This window comes from Nocardia sp. NPDC003963, from assembly GCF_053605105.1.
This window is the reverse complement of record NZ_JBSGIP010000003.1, coordinates 223,871-241,932: the sequence shown is the minus strand read 5'-3', so window position 1 is coordinate 241,932 and position 18,062 is coordinate 223,871. Positions and strand designations below refer to the sequence as shown.

The following is an 18,062-nucleotide window of genomic DNA, read 5'->3' as shown; positions in this document are numbered from 1 at the left end:
ATGGGTCGGCGCCGCGATCGCCTCAGCTGGGAATCTGTGGCACAGAGGCCTATCGCTCTTATAAATTTCCAAGCAAATTCGCGGCACAGATCTTGTTTTTCGGGGTATACGCGGACGAGTCGTTCGGCTTAGACTAAATCCGGTCGGGAAGCGAGGAGAGGTCGTCTCTGGAGGAGAGCGATGGCAAGTCCGCGACCGCATACCCACCCTGGCCCGGTTTCGGATGAAACTGGCACACCCCCGATTTCGGCGACACGGCCGGTACCGTTGTCGGCTGGTCAGCGGGCGCTCTGGCTGGCGCAGCAATTGCACCCCGATGTGCCTATATCCGAGGCACAGTATATCGAACTCCACGGAGAACTGGATATCGAGTTGCTGCGGCGGACGTCCATTCGAGTGGGCCTCGAATTCCAGTCGGGGTATCTACGCCTCGTGGAAGCCGACGGTGAGCCGTACCAGCTGTTCGATCCGACGCTGGAGTCGGCGGGGCCGGTTATCGATATGCGCGGCGCACGAGACCCCATGGCGGCGGGGCTGCGGTGGATGCGCGAGGAGTACACGGCACCGCTGGATATGAGCCGGGACCGGTTGGTCGCAGGGGCGCTCATCCAGGTCGGGGATCGTCATTCTCTGTGGTACAACAGGATTCATCACATTGCCTCCGACGGCTACGCCGCGATGACGATGGTGAACCGGATCGCGGCGCTGTACACCGCCGCCTTGGAGGACCCGGCGGCGGAGCAGCCGACAGTGCCGAACCGGGCGGCGGACCTGCGCACCCTGTACGAGGCCGACCGCAGCTATCGGGAATCGAAGAGATTCGCCGACGACCGCGCCTATTGGCTGAACAGACTCGCCGGCGTCCACGAGGTATCCAGCCTCGCCCGCGGGTACGCACCGGCGTGCGCGGACAGCGTAGCCGCGATCGGGGAACTGCCGGCGGTGACGGAGGCGCGGATCGAGCACTGCGCGAAGGCATTGGACACCAGCCCGGCCGCGGTGGTGATCGCCGCCTTCGGATGCTATCTGGCCCGGATGACCGGGCGCGACGACGTCGTGGTCGACATACCTGTGTCGGGGCGGACGAGCGCTGTACTGCGGCGGTCCGGGGGAGTATTCGTGAATGTGGCGCCGTTCCCGATCGAGCTCGGCACCGCGGAAACGGTCGCGACGCTCGTGCGGCGGGTGCAGTCCGACCTCATCGGCGCACTGCGGCATCAGCGCTGCGGCCTCTACGATATTCGGGCCGCCGCCGGGTCCGACGGGCAGCGGCGTTTCGCCGGCCCGATGGTCAATGTCATGTACTTCCCCCAGGAAATCCGGCTCGGGCCGGTCACCGGGGAATTCCATATTCTCAGCTCCGGGCCCGTCGAGGATCTGCTGGTCGATCTCTATCGGACCGGCGATCCGCCGCGAACGATCCTGCACTTCATGGCCAACCCCGACCTCTATACCCACGCCGAACTGTCGGCGCATCACGACCGGTTCGCGCAGCTGCTCGACGCGTTCGCCGCCGCGGCACCGGATACCGGCCTCGGGCAGATCCACCCCGAGACGGCACAGGCCGCCGCTCGGGTCCGCCACCGGCGGCGGAGCCTGGCCTTTTGGCGGGACACGTTGGCCGACCTGCCGGCGGAGTCGAATCTCCCGTTCGACCGACCGCGGCCGCGGGTGGTATCGGACCGGAGCGGCAGCCGCCGGTTCGGAGTGGGGGCGGGGCCGACCGAGGGGCTGGAGAGACTCGCGCGGGAGCACGATTCCTCGTTGTTCACGGTGCTGCACGCCGCGCTGGCGATCCTGCTCGCGCGGTTGAGCGGTTCCGGTGATATCGCGATCGGCGCACCGGTAGCCGGGCGCGGCGGCGCCGTACGTGCCGACGGGGCCGGCGTATCGGCCGAGACGGCGGTATTGCGGACCGAGGTCGACAGCGGTGAATCATTCACCGGGTTGCTCGAGCGGGTCGGCCGGTCCGATCCGGCGGCTTTCGAGCATGCCGATGTGCCGTTCGAGCAGCTGGTGGCGGAGTGCGCGCCGCAACCCTCGCCGTCGCCGAATCCATTGTTCCAGGTCATGCTGGAATTCCGGGACCCGGTGCGCGCCGATCGGGGTTCGCTCGGTGCGGTGACCGACCTCCGCGCGGGTGGGCCGCAGTGTGATCTGCGGTTCGTGGTCTCCGACGATGCCGATACCGGGTTGGCGGTGACCGTCACCTACTCGACGGATCTGTTCGATGCGCGCACCATCGATTCGCTGGTGCGCCGATGGGTTCGGATACTGGAGTCGGTGGCCGCCGATCCGATGGGCGCGGTGGGGTCGATCGATGTGCTCGAGCCCGCCGAACGAGCTGATCTGCTGACCCGGGCCGGCGCCCGCACGCCCGCGCCCGTCACTCTCGACGAGTTGCTGACCGCGGCGGCGACCCGGGATCCGGACGCGCCCGCGGTCGTGTTCGACGGTGCGCGGACGAGCTACCGAGAACTGGACGGTCGCGCCAACCAGCTGGCCCGGATGCTGATCCAGCGGGGGGTCGGACCGGAAGACATCGTCGCGGTGGCGATGCCACGCTCGCCGGAATCTGTGCTCGCCTGGTGGGCGGTGGCCAGAACGGGGGCCGCCTTCCTGCCGATCGATCCGGCCTATCCCGCCGAACGGATCACCCATATGACGACCGACTCCGGAGCGGTGCTCGGTCTGACGGTGGCATCGGTGCGTGAGCAATTACCCGGCACCATCGCATGGCTGATACCCGGCAACCTCGACGGGACCTTCGACACCCGGCCGATCACCGACTCCGAACGCACTATCCCGCTGCGACCACAGCATCCGGCCTACGTGATCTACACCTCGGGCTCCACGGGTGTGCCGAAGGGCGTGACCGTCACCCATGCCGGACTGGCCGCACTGAGCGCCGAGCAGCGGGAACGCTATGCGGTGGAACCGGATTCGCGGACACTGCATTTCGCGTCGCCGAGCTTCGACGCGTCGGTCTGGGAACTGCTGCTCGCGGTGGGCGCCGGCGCCACGATGGTTGTCGCGATTCCCGGTACCTACGGTGGCGTCGAGCTGGCGGAGCTGCTGCGCCGCGAGCGGGTCAGCCACGCGGTGGTGACACCGGCCGCGCTGGCATCGGTCGATCCGGCCGGGCTCGACAGTTTGCGCGTCGTCGTCGCCGCGGGCGACGACTGCTCACCGGAGCTCGTGCGGTCCTGGGCGACCGGTGGCCGTGAATTCGTCAATGCCTACGGGCCCACCGAGACCACCATCATGACCAATCACCGCGCACTGGCGCCGGGGCAGCCGGTGACGATCGGCGGTCCGATTCGTGGTGCCGCGGAATGGGTGCTGGATCAGCGGTTGCAGCCCGTGCCGGTCGGCGTCGCGGGGGAGTTGTATGTCGCCGGTGCGCTGCTGGCTCGCGGTTACCATGCGCGGGCGGGGCTGACGGCCGCGCGTTTCGTCGCCTGTCCCTGGGCGCCGGGCGAGCGGATGTACCGCACCGGGGACGTGGTCCGCTGGACCGCCGACGGCGCGATCCAGCATCTGGGGCGGTCCGATTTCCAGGTCAAGATACGTGGTCTGCGTATCGAACTCGGTGAGATCGATACGGTACTGGCAGCGCACGAAACCGTCGGATTCGCCACCACCGTGGGCCACTCCAGCAGCTCCGGCGCCGTACTGCTGGCGTCGTACGTCGTCGCCGCACCGGATCGTTCGATCGATATCGCGATGCTCGGCGAATATCTGCGGGCCCGGCTGCCGTCCTATATGGTCCCGCCCTCGATCATGGTGCTCGAGCGCATCCCGCTGACACCGGCCGGCAAACTGGACCGCGGCGCACTACCGGATCCCGTACCCACCGACACCACCCCGTTCCGGGCGCCCGGAACGCCGGTCGAACGCGCGATCGCGCAGGCCTTCGCCGAAGTGCTGGGTATCGACGCCGTCGGTCTCGACGATTCGTTCTTCGCGCTCGGCGGTGACAGCTTGATCGCCACCCGGGTGGCCGCGCGACTCGGTACGGCATTGGATACCGATATTCCGGTGCGGTTGCTGTTCGAGACACCGGAGGTCGCCGCGCTAGCGACCTGCCTCGAACAACGAGCGCGGGCGCGGCGGCGACGCCCGCCGCTGGTCGCCGGGCCCCGCCCCGATCTCGTGCCGTTGGCGCCCGCTCAGCAGCGGATGTGGTTCTTCAATCAGTACGACACCGGTTCCGGGGCGTACAACATGCCGATCGCCCTCCGGTTGCGCGGCGAACTCGACCTCACGGCCCTGCGATCGGCCCTCACCGATGTGCTGCGCAGGCACGAGTCCCTGCGCACCCGGTATCCGGACCACGACGGCACGATCGTCCAGGTCGTGGAACCCGCCGGCGAGCCGGACGGAGAGGTGAGCCCGGTGCCGGTTCGCCCGGACCAGTTGATCACGGCGCTGACCGATTTCGTTCACGAAGGCTTCGATGTGCGTGCCCGGCCGCCGGTGCGTGCCCGGTTGTTCCGCATGGTGGGTGTCGAGGACACCGAATATGTGCTGTCGGTGGTGGTCCACCATATCGCCACCGACGGTTTCTCGATGATTTCGCTGGCCCGGGATGTGACGATCGCGTACGCCGCCCGGGCGCGGGGCGAGGCTCCGTCCTGGACACCGCTACCGGTCCAGTTCGCGGACTACGCGCTCTGGCAGCGCGCGGTCCTCGGTTCTCCCGACGATCCGGAATCACTGTGCGCCCGCCAGCTCGGGTATTGGCGGGAAACCCTCGCCGATCTGCCGGAAGAGTTGCGGCTGCCGTTCGATCGGCCGCGTCCGGTCGTGGGTTCGCACCGGGGTGGGAGCGACCGGTTCGAGTTGGCGCCGGAAACGGCCGCGGCGCTGGGAGAGCTCGCGCGGGAGCGCAACTGCTCGGTGTTCATGGTGGTGCACGCCGCGCTGGCGGTACTGCTCGCGCGGATGAGTGGTTCCGGTGATATCGCGATCGGCACACCGGTCGCCGGTCGGGGCGCCGCCGAACTCGACGATGTGGTCGGCATGTTCGTCAATACGGTGGTGCTGCGGACTCGGGTCGAGGGCGGTGAATCGTTCACCGGATTCCTCGATCGCGTCAGGACGACCGATCTGGCGGCTCTCGAACACGATGACGTGCCGTTCGAGCAGGTGGTGGACGAGCTCGGCCCGCCGCGATCCCAATCCCGGCATCCGTTGTTCCAGGTGATGCTGGCGTTCCAGAACTTGGCGCCCGCCGACCTGGAACTGCCCGGGGTGGACGTGTCGCTGGTCGATCTGCCCGACGATGTGTCCCGGTTCGATCTACAGGTTGTGCTGTCCGATAACGGCAGTGGTGGTTCGGCGGTGCGGGTGGTGTACGCGACCGATCTGTTCGACACGGACACCGTGGATTCGCTGATGCGCCGGTGGCGCCGGATCTTGGAGTCGGTGGCCGCCGATCCTACGGTCGCGGTGGGTTCGATCGATATCCTGGAGCCCGCGGAGCGGGCCGATCTGCTGACGCGCTCCGGTGCCGACACCTCCCCTCCGGTAACTCTGGACGAGTTGCTGACCGCCGCTGTTACCCGGGATCCCGAGGCGACGGCGATCGTGTCCGACGGTAGGCGAACGACCTACGGTGAACTCGATCGACGGGCGAACCGAGCGGCCCGGATGCTCATCGCGCGGGGCGTGGGGCCCGAGGATGTGGTCGCGGTGGCGATGCCGCGCTCCGCGGATTCTGTTCTGGCGGTGTGGGCGGTGGCCCGGACCGGGGCCGCGTTCCTGCCGATCGACCCGGAGAACCCCGCCGACCGGATCACCCATATGGTGACCGATTCGGGAGCGGTGCTCGGTCTGACGGTGCACTCGGTGCGTGCGCGGCTACCCGGTGATATCGAATGGCTGACACTCGACCTCCCCGATGCGGCCGGCAGCGACCGGCCGATCTCCGACGCGGACCGGATCCGCCCCGTACGGGTCGACAATATCGCCTACGTCATCTACACCTCGGGGTCGACCGGGTTACCCAAAGCCGTCGTGGTGAGCCACCGCGGCCTGCGTAATTGCGCGGACGAGCGCCGGTTTGCCATGCATATCGAACCCGGTACCCGGGTCCTGTCGCTGTCCGCGCCGGGTTTCGATGTCGCGGTGGGGGAATTGCTGTCGGCGCTGGGTGCGGGCGCGACCCTGGTACCGGCGCCCGCCGACGTCTACGGCGGTGACGCACTCGCCGAACTGCTCGACCGGGAGAGAATCGGCCTCGTCCTCATCACACCCTCCCCGTTGTCCACGATCGACCGGACCCGCTGGCCGCTACCGGAACTGCGAAACATGGTGGTCGGTGGTGAGGCCTATGGCGCCGACCTGGTCGCGGACTGGTGCGACGGCCGGGCCGTGTTCAACGAATACGGCCCGGCCGAGAGCACGATCACGACCAATCACAGTGCGCCGCTGGTAGCGGGGGAGCCGGTGACGCTCGGTGGTCCGATTCGTGGTGTGTCGGAATGGGTTCTGGACGAGCGATTGCAGCCGGTGCCGGTGGGGGTCGCGGGGGAGTTGTACATCGCCGGTGCGCCGCTGGCTCGTGGTTATCGTGCCCGGGCGGGGTCGACGGCCGCGCGTTTCGTCGCCTGTCCCTGGGCACCCGGCGAACGGATGTACCGCACCGGGGACGTGGTCCGGTGGACCGCCGACAGCGCGATCCAGTATCTCGGCCGTTCCGACTTCCAGGTCGAAATTCGTGGTCTCCGGGTGGAACCGGGCGAGATCGATGCCCTGCTCGTCGCTCATGAAACGGTGCTCTTCTCCACCACCATCGGCCATCGCGGCAGTACCGGATCGGTATCACTGGTGTCGTATGTTGTTCCGGCGCCGGATCGTTCGATCGATGTCTCGATTCTGACCGGGTACCTGGGCGGCCGGTTGCCCTCGTATATGGTCCCGTCCACGATCATGGTGCTCGACCACTTCCCGTTGACACCGACGGGCAAACTGGACCGCAGGGCACTCCCCGAACCCGTCTTCGCCGGCAGTGCGGAGTTCCGGGCACCCGAGACACCGGTCGAACGCAGTATCGCCCGGGCATTCGCCGAGGTACTGGGTACCGACGATATCGGTCTCGACGATTCGTTCTTCGCGCTCGGCGGAGACAGCATCATGTCGATCCAGTTGGTGACCCGGGCCAGGGCGGCAGGGGTGTTGTTCTCCGCGCGTGAGGTGTTCGAGCGCAAGACGGTCGCCGGACTGGCCCGGATCGCTGTCCGGGCAGGCAGTCCCGGGGAGATTCCGGCGCTCGCGGAATTGCCCGGCGCGGGGGTCGGGCCGATACCGCTGACGCCGAATATGCGATGGCTTCTCGAACACGCGGAGTCGGGATTCGATCGTTTCTCGCAGGCCGTGCTGCTGAGTCTGCCGGTCGGTATCGATCGGCCGCAGTTGGCGGATACGGTGCAGGCGGTACTCGACCGGCACGATATGTTGCGCGCCCGGTTGCACCGCGCCGACGACCGCCGCTGGACCTGGGAGGCGTTGCCGGTCGGCTCGATTCGATCCGACGGTGCCGTCCACCGGGTCGTGACGGAGCAGGAGCCGGGCAGTGCCGGTTTCCGGGCGTCGGTCGCGGCGGAACTGGATGCGGCCGTGCGCCGGCTCGATCCGGGCGCCGGGGTCCTGGTGCAGGTGGTCTGGTTCGATCCGGTCGATGCCACCGCGCCGGGCCGGTTGCTGGTGCTGGTGCATCATTCGGCTATCGATGCCGTGTCCTGGCGGGTGCTGGTGCCCGATCTCGCCGTCGCCTGGGCGCGGATCCGGTCCGGTGCGCCATCCGATCTCGCCCCGGTCGGGACGTCGATGCGCCGGTGGGCGCACGGACTGACCGAGGCAGCCCACGGGTCCGAGCGGATCGCCGAACTCCGATCGTGGCAGGCGATGACGGCCGGGGACGATCCGGCGATCGGGTCCCGGCCCCTCGACCCCGCGATCGACGTGACGGCCACTGTTCGCGCGGTCGAGGTCGAGGTATCCCCCGACGTGACCGAGGCGTTGACGACCGAGGTACCCGCGGCATTCCACGGCAGTGTGGTCGACGGGCTGCTGGCCGCCCTGGCCCTGACGCTGACGAAGTGGCGGCGTACCCGGCGGACCGGAACCGACGATGAGCTCCGCACGGATGTGGTGATCGGCCTGGAGGGGCACGGCCGCGAAGAGGCCGCGGTACCCGGCGCCGATCTGACCCGTACGATCGGCTGGTTCACTACGAGTTTTCCATTGCGCCTGGATCTTTCCGATATCGACCTCGACGATGCGTGCGCGGGCGGGCCGGCCCTGGGGGCCGCGGTGAAATCCGTCAAGGAACAGCTGCGCGCGATCCCGGACCACGGGATCGGCTACGGCCTGCTGCGGTATCTCGACGAGGACAGCGGATCCGTGCTGCGCACCCGGCCGGCACCGCAGATCGGGTTCAACTATCTCGGCCGCGTCACCACGGGAATACCCGCTGGAATGCCGGCGGCGGGCTGGTTGCCGGTGGACGACGGCGGCGACTTCTCGGGTGCCGAACTCGCCCGTGCGCAGAATCCGGATATGCCGGTCACCGCGGCGCTCGATATCACCGCCCGCACGGTCGACGACGGGGGCCGGCCGCGTTTGCGGGCGATCTGGTCGTATCCCACCGGCGTGCTCACCGCCGACGAGGTACGCGAGGTGGCGCATTCGTGGCGGGCGGTGCTGACCGCATTGGCGGCCGCTACGCGGCGCGGCGGGGTGGGTGGGCGGACGCCGTCGGATCTGGATCTGGTCCGGCCGACACAGTCGCAGCTCGAACGCCTCGAGGACCGGTATCCGGCAGCGAGCGATATCTGGCCGTTGACTCCGTTGCAGGAGGGCCTGCTGTTCCATGCCCTGATGGCGGACGAATCGACGGACCCCTACGTGGTGCAGCTGGTCGTCGAGCTCCGGGGGGCCGTCGATCCGCGGCGGCTGCGCCGAGCCGGGCAGCTGCTGCTCGACCGGCATGCGAACCTGCGCACCGCATTCGTCGCCGATGCCGGGCCCGTGCAGGTGGTCGACGAAGGCGTCGAGGCGCCCTGGACGGAACTCGACCTGTCCGGGCTCGACGAGCAGGCCCGGGAACGCGAGTGGGAGCTGCTGCTGGCCGCGGACCGGGCGACCCGGTTCGACCCGGCGCGCGCCCCGCTGCTGCGCTGGATGCTGGTCACCACCGGGCCGCAACGCTTCCGGCTGGTGCTGACCAATCACCATCTGCTGCTCGACGGCTGGTCGCTACCGCTGCTCCTGCGCGAGTTGGTGGTGCTCTACGCGACCGACGGTGACGTCGCGGCGCTGCCGGAGGCCGGTCCCTATCGGGATTTCCTGGAATGGCTCGCCGGGCAGGATCGGGCCGCATCGCTCGAGGTCTGGCGCCGCGTATTCGACGGCGCCGACGAGCCGACCCTGCTGGCGCCGGCCGATCCCGGTCGGCGATACACCCGGTCCCGGGATGTGCTCGGCGATCTGACCGAGGAACGGACCGCGGCACTGACCGAGCTCGCCCAAGCGAGGGGCGTCACTCTCAACACGATCCTGCAGACGGCTTGGGCGATCGTGCTGGGTTCGGCGACATCCCGCGACGATGTGACGTTCGGATCGACGGTTTCCGGACGTCCCGCACAGATTCCGGGTATCGAATCGATGATCGGCCTGTTCGTCAATACGGTGCCGGTGCGGGTCCGGCTCGACCCCGCCGCGAGCCTGGGTCAGCTGCTCGACCGGGTCCAGGCGGAGCAGACCGCCCTGCTCGATCACCACCAGGTGGGTCTGGCCGAGATCGAGAAGATCGCGGGCCCGGGTGCGGTGTTCGACACGATGACGGTGTTCGAGTCCTACCCGGTCGATCGGGGCGGGCTGACCGCGGAGACCGAGATCGCCGGGGTGCGGGTGGCCGGCGTGACCGGTATCGACGCCGCCCACTATCCGCTGGGGGTGGTCGCGCATATCGATACGCGATTGCACCTCCGGATCAAATACCTGCCCGAACTGTTCGACCGCGACGTGATGGCGGCGACGCTGCACCGGGTCCTGCGGGTGCTGGACCTCATCGCCGCCGACCCGGATCTGCCGCTGGCCCGGCTGGAGCTGCTCTCGCCGGCCGAGTACCGGGAGTTGACGCGGGTGGCGGGTGCTCCGGCCGCGCCGGAGCGGGTACTGCCGGAACTGCTGGCGGCGGGGCAGGATCCGGATGCGGTCGCGGTGGTGTGCGGGCAGCGCCGGTGGACCTACGGCGAGCTCGATGCGGAATCGAATCGGTTGGCGCGGTTGCTGATCGGCCGGGGCGCCGGACCGGAGACCGGCGTCGCGGTGGGGTTGCCCCGGTCGGTCGAGTCGGTGCTGGCGGTATGGGCGGTGGCCAAGTCGGGGGCAGCGTTCGTACCGGTGGATCCGACCTACCCGGCCGACCGGGTCGCGCATATCCTCACCGATTCCGGTGTGGCAGCGGGAATCACGCTGTCGCACTGGCGGGACCGGCTGCCCGGGACGGTGCGGTGGGCGGTGCTCGACGAGCCTGCCGTCGCGGCGCAGATCGCGGAACTGCCGGCGACGCCGGTGACCGACGCGCAGCGAACACGGCCGGTGCGCGTCGACCAGGCGGCGTATGTGATCTACACATCCGGCTCGACGGGTGCCCCGAAGGGTGTGGTGGTGTCACATCGGGGCCTGGCGAATGTGGTGGCCGAACAACGCGCGCGATTCGCGGTCGGTCCGGGCGCCCGGGTGCTGCATATCTCTTCGCCGAGTTTCGACGCGGCCGTCCTGGAACAGCTGTGCGCGTTCGCGTCGGGCGGCCGGCTCGTGATAGCGCCGCCGGCCGTCCGCGGCGGCACCGAACTGGCGGAGATCCTCGCGCGGGAGCGGGTGACCCATGCCGCGCTGACACCCACGGTCCTGGCGACGATGGATCCGGCCGGGCTGGACGACCTCGCGAATATCGTGCTGGGCGGCGAGGTACCCCCACCCGAGCTGGTGTCGCGATGGGCACCGGGCCGGACGATGTCCAATACCTACGGCCCGGCCGAGGCCACGATCGAGACCGATGCCAGTGGGCCGATGGTGGCCGGAGCGGCGGTGACGATCGGCGGGCCGATCCGCGGGGTAGGGCAGGTCGTCCTCGACGCACGGTTGCGGCCGGTGCCGGTCGGGGTGGTCGGTGAGTTGTATCTCGCGGGTCCGGCTCTGGCTCGCGGCTACCACGACCGGGCGGGTCTGACGGGGTCGCGGTTCGTCGCCGATCCCTTCGCCGGACCGGGACAGCGGATGTATCGGACCGGGGATCTGGTGCGCTGGTTGCGGTCACCGCACGGCACTCCGGCGCTGGAGTATGTGGGACGGGTGGATTCCCAGGTCAAGGTCCATGGTGTCCGCATCGAACTCGGCGAGGTCGAATCGGTGCTCGGGGCCGCTCCCGGTGTCGCCGCCGCGGCGGCGGCCGTGCACCCGGACACCGCGACCGGCGGCCGGTTGATCGGTTACGTGGTGCCCCGGCCCGGCGCGGACGTCGACCCGGCCACGGTCCTGGCACACGCCGAAGCGCAACTGGCTCCGGCTACGGTGCCGGCGAAGGTGGTGGTGCTCGACGCGCTGCCGGTGACCGCGAACGGCAAACTCGACCGCACCGCGCTGCCCGAACCCGAGTTCGCCACGGGCCGAGCCGATTTCCGGGCGCCGGCGACCGAGGTGGAGAAAACGCTGGCGGGATTGTTCGCGGAGGTGCTGGGAATCGACGAGGTCGGGCCGGACGATTCGTTCTTCGCGCTCGGTGGGGACAGCATCATGTCGATCCAGCTGGTGACCAGGGCGAGAGCGGCGGGGGTGCTGTTCTCCACCAGCGAGGTGTTCGACCACAAAACAGTCGCCGGGCTGGCCCGGATCGCGGTGCGCGACGAGGGTTCGGCGGTGGCCGCCCGGCCGGCGGAACTCCCCGGCGGCGGGATGGGGCCGGTACCGCTGACACCGATCATGTGCTGGATGTTCGAGCGCGGTAGTTTCGACCGCTTCTGCCAATGGGTGCTGCTGACACTGCCGTACGGTATCGATATCGCGGGTATCGGTGCCACCGTCCAGGCGGTGATCGATCACCACGACATGCTGCGGGCCCGGCTGGTTCCGGACCCCGGGCATCCGTCGGGCCGGGGGTTACGGGTGCAGCCGACCTCGATGTCGGCCGCCGGACTGATCCGGCATGTGCCGGTGGACGTGGCGCCGGACAGTGCCGCGTTCGCCGCGATCGCCGATTCCGAGGCGAACGCGGCGGCCGAACGCCTCGACCCCGACGCGGGAATCGTGCTGCAACTGGTCTGGTTCGAGTGGTCCGGACAGCCGGGCCGGCTGCTCGTGGTCGCACACCATCTGGTGGTCGACGGTGTGTCGTGGCAGATTCTCGTGCCCGATCTCGCCTCCGCATGGGCTCAGGTCAGTGCCGGGCACCGGCCTCGGCTCGCGCCCGTCGGTACGTCGATGCGCCGCTGGTCGGCTGCGTTGCAGACCGCCGCCGAGAGCCACGACGAACTGGAACTCTGGCGGTCCACCCTCGCCGCCGACGATCCACCGATCGGCTCCCGTCCGCTCGACCGGGATGTGGACGTGCAGGCCACCGCCGCCGCAGTCACGGTTACGTTGTCCACCGCGGTGACCCGCGACGTACTCACCACCCTGCCCCGGGCATTCCACGCCAATGTGGACGACGCCCTCGTCGCGGGGCTCGCGCTGGCGTTGACGCGGTGGCGCCGCGACCGCGGCGAAACCGGTTCCGAGACCCTGCTCACCGTCGAAAGCCACGGCCGGCACGACACCGTCCTGCCCGGTGCCGACCTGACGCGCACCGTCGGCTGGTTCACGACCACCTATCCCGTCCGGCTCGACCTGTCCGGTACCGATATCGACGACGCGTTCGCCGCCGGGCCGGCCGCCGGGACGGCTGTCAAAACCGTCAAGGAACAACTCCGGCAGGTACCCGGACACGGAATCGGCTACGGGCTGCTGCGCTATCTCGACCCCGCCACCGCCCGCGTCCTGAGCGCGCTGCCCACCCCGCAGGTGAGTTTCAACTATCTCGGCCGGTTCGACATCCTGCCCGCGGCCGCGCGCGACGCCGGGTGGATGCCGGCCGGCGACACTCTCTCGGCGGGCGGGGTGCAGAACCCGGACGCGCCCGTCGCGGCCGTGCTGGGCATCAACGCCGTCACCACCGATACACCCGACGGACCGACACTCACCGCCGTCGCGGACTACCCGACCGGACTGCTCACCTCGGCCGAGGTCACCGACCTCATGGACCGGTGGCGCGACGCCGTGACCGCGCTGGCCGTCCACGCGGCCCGACCCGGGGTCGGTGGGCTGACTCCCTCCGACCTGGATCTGGTGGATCTCGACCAGGCCGCGATCGACCGGCTCGAGGCCCGGCAACCGGGACTGGACGATATCTGGCCGCTCACACCGCTACAGCAGGGACTGCTGTTCCACGCCGAGCTCGCCGCCGGCGATCTCGATGCCTATGTGGTGCAACTCTGCCTGGAACTGGGCGGGGACGTCGACGCCGACCGGCTGCGCCGTGCCGCCGGGACTCTCGTCGGGCGGCATCCGAACCTACGGACCGCATTCGTGCGCGACGGTGCCGGGGAACCGCTCCAGGTGGTGCACCGGCACGTCGAGGTGCCGTTCACCCGGATCGACTCGGCCGACGATGACGAGCCCGCGGCCGCACTCGAACAGATCATGGATGCCGACCGCCGGGCCGGCTTCGACACCGGATCGGCGCCGCTGCTCCGCGTCACCCTGATCAGCACCGGTCCCCAGCGGTACCGGCTGGTGTTGAGCATGCATCACATCCTGATCGACGGGTGGTCCACACCCCTGCTGATCCGGGAACTACTGATGCTCTACGCCGGCGACGGCGATTCCGCGGCGCCGGCCCCCGTCCGCCCTTACCGCGACTACTTGACGTGGCTGCGAACGCAGGACCAGCACGCGGCGGAAGTGGCATGGGCGCGGGCACTTTCGGGCACCACCGAGCCCACCCTCCTGGCGCCCGCGGACCGCGGTCGTCGGCTCGCCGTCGGCGCGCGCGAGGTTGATCTACCGCTGAGCGAGGAACGTACCGCGGAGTTGGTCGCGACCGCCAACCGGCAGGAGATCACACTCAATACCCTCTTCCAGGCCGCCTGGGCGATTGTGCTCGCCACCGAGACCGGCCGCGACGATGTCGTTTTCGGCGCCACCGTCTCCGGTCGCCCGGCACAGATCCCCGGTATCGAATCGATGATCGGACTGTTCGTCAACACGGTGCCCGTCCGGGTCCGTCTCGATCGCCGGGAAACCCTCGCCGGGTTGTCACGGCAGATCCGAAGCGAACAGACCGCATTGCTCGACCAGCACCACCTCGGCCTCGCGCAGATCCAGAACACGGTCGGGCCGGGCGCGATGTTCGACACGGTGACCGTCTTCGAGTCCTACCCGGTCGATCGGGCCGGGCTGTCCGAATCCCTCGATATCGCCGGGATGCACGTCCTGGACGTGCACGGACGCGACGCCGCGCACTATCCGCTCGGCCTGATCATCCATCACGAGGCCGGCCTGCACCTGACCTTCGAGTACCTGCCCTCGTTGTTCACCCGCTCCCGGATCGAGGCCCTCGCCGACCGGGTACGGCGAGTACTCGACGCCTTCGTCGACGATATCGATCGCCCGCTCGGGCACCTCACCCTGCTGTCACCGGAGGAGCACACCGCACTGGTACCCGCTCGCGGTCGGCCCGGCGTCGTGACTTCGGTGCTACCGCAGGTGCTGACCGCTGCCATGACCCCCGACACCGAAGCGGTGGTGTGCGACGGTGTCGGCCTGTCCTACCGCGAACTCGACGCGACCTCGAACCGGTGGGCGCGGGTTCTCATCGATACCGGGATCGGACCGGAATCGATGGTGGCCCTCGCATTACCGCGTTCCCTCGACGCCGTAGTCGCCGTATGGGCGGTCGCGAAAACCGGCGCCGCGTTCGTGCAGATCGACCCCGCGCACCCGCGCGACCGGATCGCGCGAATTCTCGCCGATTCCGGTGCCGCCACCGGGTTGGCGCTCGACGCCTGCCGAGACCGGCTGCCGGAGAACATCGAATGGCTCGTCCTCGACCGCCCCGCCTTCGCCGCGCAGGCGGCAGCGGCATCCGCCGTCGCCGTCACCGACGCCGAGCGCACCACGGCGCTACGGCCCGAGCACCCGGCGTACCTGGTCTACACCTCGGGCTCCACCGGGACCCCCAAAGGGGTGGTCGTCACCCATACCGGGATCGCGAACCTGGCCGCCGAGGAGCGGGAACGCTTCGGTCTCACCGCGGCCGCCCGGGTACTCGCCGCCGCCTCGCCGAGCTTCGATGTCTCGATCCTCGAATGGCTCGGCGCCGCGGCCGCGGGAGCCACCGCGGTGCTCGCGCCCGCCGCGGTGCTCGCGGGCGCCGAACTGGCCGAAACGATCGCGGCCGGACACGTCACCCATGCGGCTCTCACACCGACAGTCCTCGCCTCCCTGGACCCGGGCACCGTCGGCACGCTCGGCACAGTGATTCTCGGCGGCGAGACCTGCCCACCGGATCTGGTCGCCCGATGGGCACCGGGTCGTACGGTGATCAACAGCTACGGGGCCACCGAAACCACGATCATGAGCTGCGCCGCCGCCGCGCTGACCACAGCTCCGGACGGTCCGATGACGATCGGTGGTCCGGTGCGTGGGTTCACCGCCGTCGTACTCGACCGCGGATTGCGCCCCGTCCCACCAGGAGTGGTCGGCGAACTGTACCTGTCCGGGCCGGGTCTGGCCCGTGGTTACCACCGGCAACCCGCCACCACCGGAACCCGGTTCGTGCCGGACCCGTACGGGCCGCCCGGGACCCGGATGTACCGCACCGGCGACCTGGTCTCCTGGACCACCGACCGGACACTGCACTACCGCGGCCGCAACGACCTGCAGATCGAGATCGGGGGCAACCGCATCGAACCCGGCGAGGTCGAGGCCGCGCTCCGCGGCCATACCGACGTCGCCCAGGCCGCCGTCACGGTCCGCACCCGCCCCGATGGTACCGACCAGCTCGTCGGCTATGTGGTGCTCGAACCCGGCGCCACGCTCGACACCCCCGCGCTGACCACCCACCTCGCTGCCCGGCTTCCCACCCAGATGATCCCGACCGGCCTCGTCGCTCTCGACCGGATCCCGCTCACCGCCAGTGGCAAACTCGACTACCGGGCACTGCCCGTGCCGGGCCGGCCGTCCGTCCCGTTCCGGTCGCCGTCCACTCCGCTCGAGGCCACGGTCTGCACGGCCTTCGCCGATACGCTGGATATCGAACGAGCCGGTATCGATGACGGCTTCTTCACGCTCGGCGGTAACTCGCTGGCCGCTGCCCGACTGGTGGTCCGACTGCGCGAATCGACCGGTTTCGACGTCCCGGTCCAGTGGATCTTCACCGATCCGACGCCGCAGGCGCTGGCCCGCCGCATCGAGACCCGCCGCCGCGGCCTCGACGAACCGGAATCCGGTGACGGACTCTCGGTCCTGCTCGCGCTACGTGCCACCGGCGGCAGTCCACCGCTGTTCTGTGTGCACCCGGCCATCGGCCTGGCGTGGTGTTTCAGCGGACTCGTGCAGCACCTCGACCCCGACCGTCCCGTCCACGGGCTGCAATCCCCGGTATTCACCGAACCCGACACCCGGTTCGCCACCCTGGACGAACTCGCCGCCCGCTACGTACAGGAGATCCGCTCCGTCCAGCCGCGCGGTCCGTACCATCTGCTCGGTTACTCGCTCGGCGGCACCATCGCCCACGCGATCGCCGTCCAGCTCCGCCGGGACGGTGACCGCGTCGCCACGCTGGCCATGATGGACACCCGGGTCGTCACCGCCGACAGCGTCCGGGCTCCCACACCCACCATCGGGGAGATGCTCGCCGAGGTCACGGGCCTTCCTGTTCCCGAGGACTCCGCCGAGCCCGCCCTGGCCGCCGTGGCCGATCCACCGGCCCGGTACGACGGACTCGGCGCAGCCCTGACCCCGGAGCATCTCGAGGTCCTGCACCGCGACTACACCCGGCTCGTCGACCTCACCTGGAACCACCGGCCGGCGCCGTTCGACGGTGACCTGATCTACTTCAGCGCCGCCCCGGGCGACGAAGACAACGAAGACACCGGCTCCTCTCCGGCTCTCGAATGGGCCGACCACATCACGGGTCGTATCGCCGAGCACCATATTTCCGCCCGGCACGACCGGATGACCGCCCCCGACGCACTGCGCGCAATCGGACTCGTCCTCACCGAACACTTCCGCTCCACCCCGACTCCTGCGTCGGAGACCCCGACTCCAGCAAGGGAAACCCGATCATGACCACCGACCCCGCTGTAGGTACCCGTTCCGGCATCGAGCCGGTCAACCTGTTCGCTGCCGATCCGGTGAGTGGTGTCACCGAGCATCCGATCGCCGCCGAACTACGACAGTGGACAACCGAGTACCTGTGCCGGTCCCATCCGGATCTCGGCCGCCACGGCCCCGTCTGCCCCTATATGAGCCACGCCGTCAACCGCCGGTTCCTGTGGGCCGCATTCCTGGCCGGTCGACATTTCGAGGTCGAGCGGATAGCCGACGTCGTCGACGACCTCTACGACCTGTACCCCGCCCTGCCGCCCCAGGACCCGCCCGATTCCGGTTTCAAAGCCGTACTCGCGGTCTTTCCCGATCTCACCGAGTACGGCGGCATCGAAGCCGTGCAACGCGATCAGAAATCCCGGTTCGTGGAACACGGCCTGATGCTCGGCCAGTTCTATCCGGGTTGTACCGTCTCCGGGCTGCACAACCCCGACTTTCCGGCTCTCGATTCGCCGCTGCCGCTGCTCGCCGTCCGCCATATGGTCCCCACCGATTTCCCCTTCCTCAAAACTCGCCCCGACTGGATAGACGCCTACCTCAAGATCTTCGCCCCGGCGATACCCGAGGTCATCACCACCGCCATGGCCGACGAACTCGCGCACAGCGCCGACGGCGCGTAAGAA

2 protein-coding genes are annotated in these 18,062 nt (G+C 69.2%); both read left to right on the top strand.

Going from position 1 to position 18,062, the window contains the following annotated elements; all coding sequences use genetic code 11:
• Nucleotides 1–180 precede the first annotated feature (180 nt).
• Nucleotides 181–17,400, top strand: coding sequence for an amino acid adenylation domain-containing protein (locus ACWEWT_RS11715; protein WP_452558293.1), 17,220 nt, complete (start codon nucleotides 181–183; stop codon nucleotides 17,398–17,400).
• The gene (locus ACWEWT_RS11710; protein WP_452558292.1) at nucleotides 17,397–18,059 is read left to right on the top strand and encodes a DUF6875 domain-containing protein; all 663 of its coding nucleotides are present in this window, start codon (nucleotides 17,397–17,399) and stop codon (nucleotides 18,057–18,059) included. Before ACWEWT_RS11715 ends, ACWEWT_RS11710 begins: the two co-directional genes overlap by 4 nt.
• Nucleotides 18,060–18,062: the final 3 nt, after the last annotated feature.

What these genes read in the sequence shown, in the direction of transcription:
- ACWEWT_RS11710 (WP_452558292.1), top strand. Translation starts at nt 17,397, where the DNA reads ATGACCACCGACCCCGCTGTAGGTACCCGTTCCGGCATCGAGCCGGTC.
- ACWEWT_RS11715 (WP_452558293.1), top strand. Translation starts at nt 181, where the DNA reads ATGGCAAGTCCGCGACCGCATACCCACCCTGGCCCGGTTTCGGATGAA.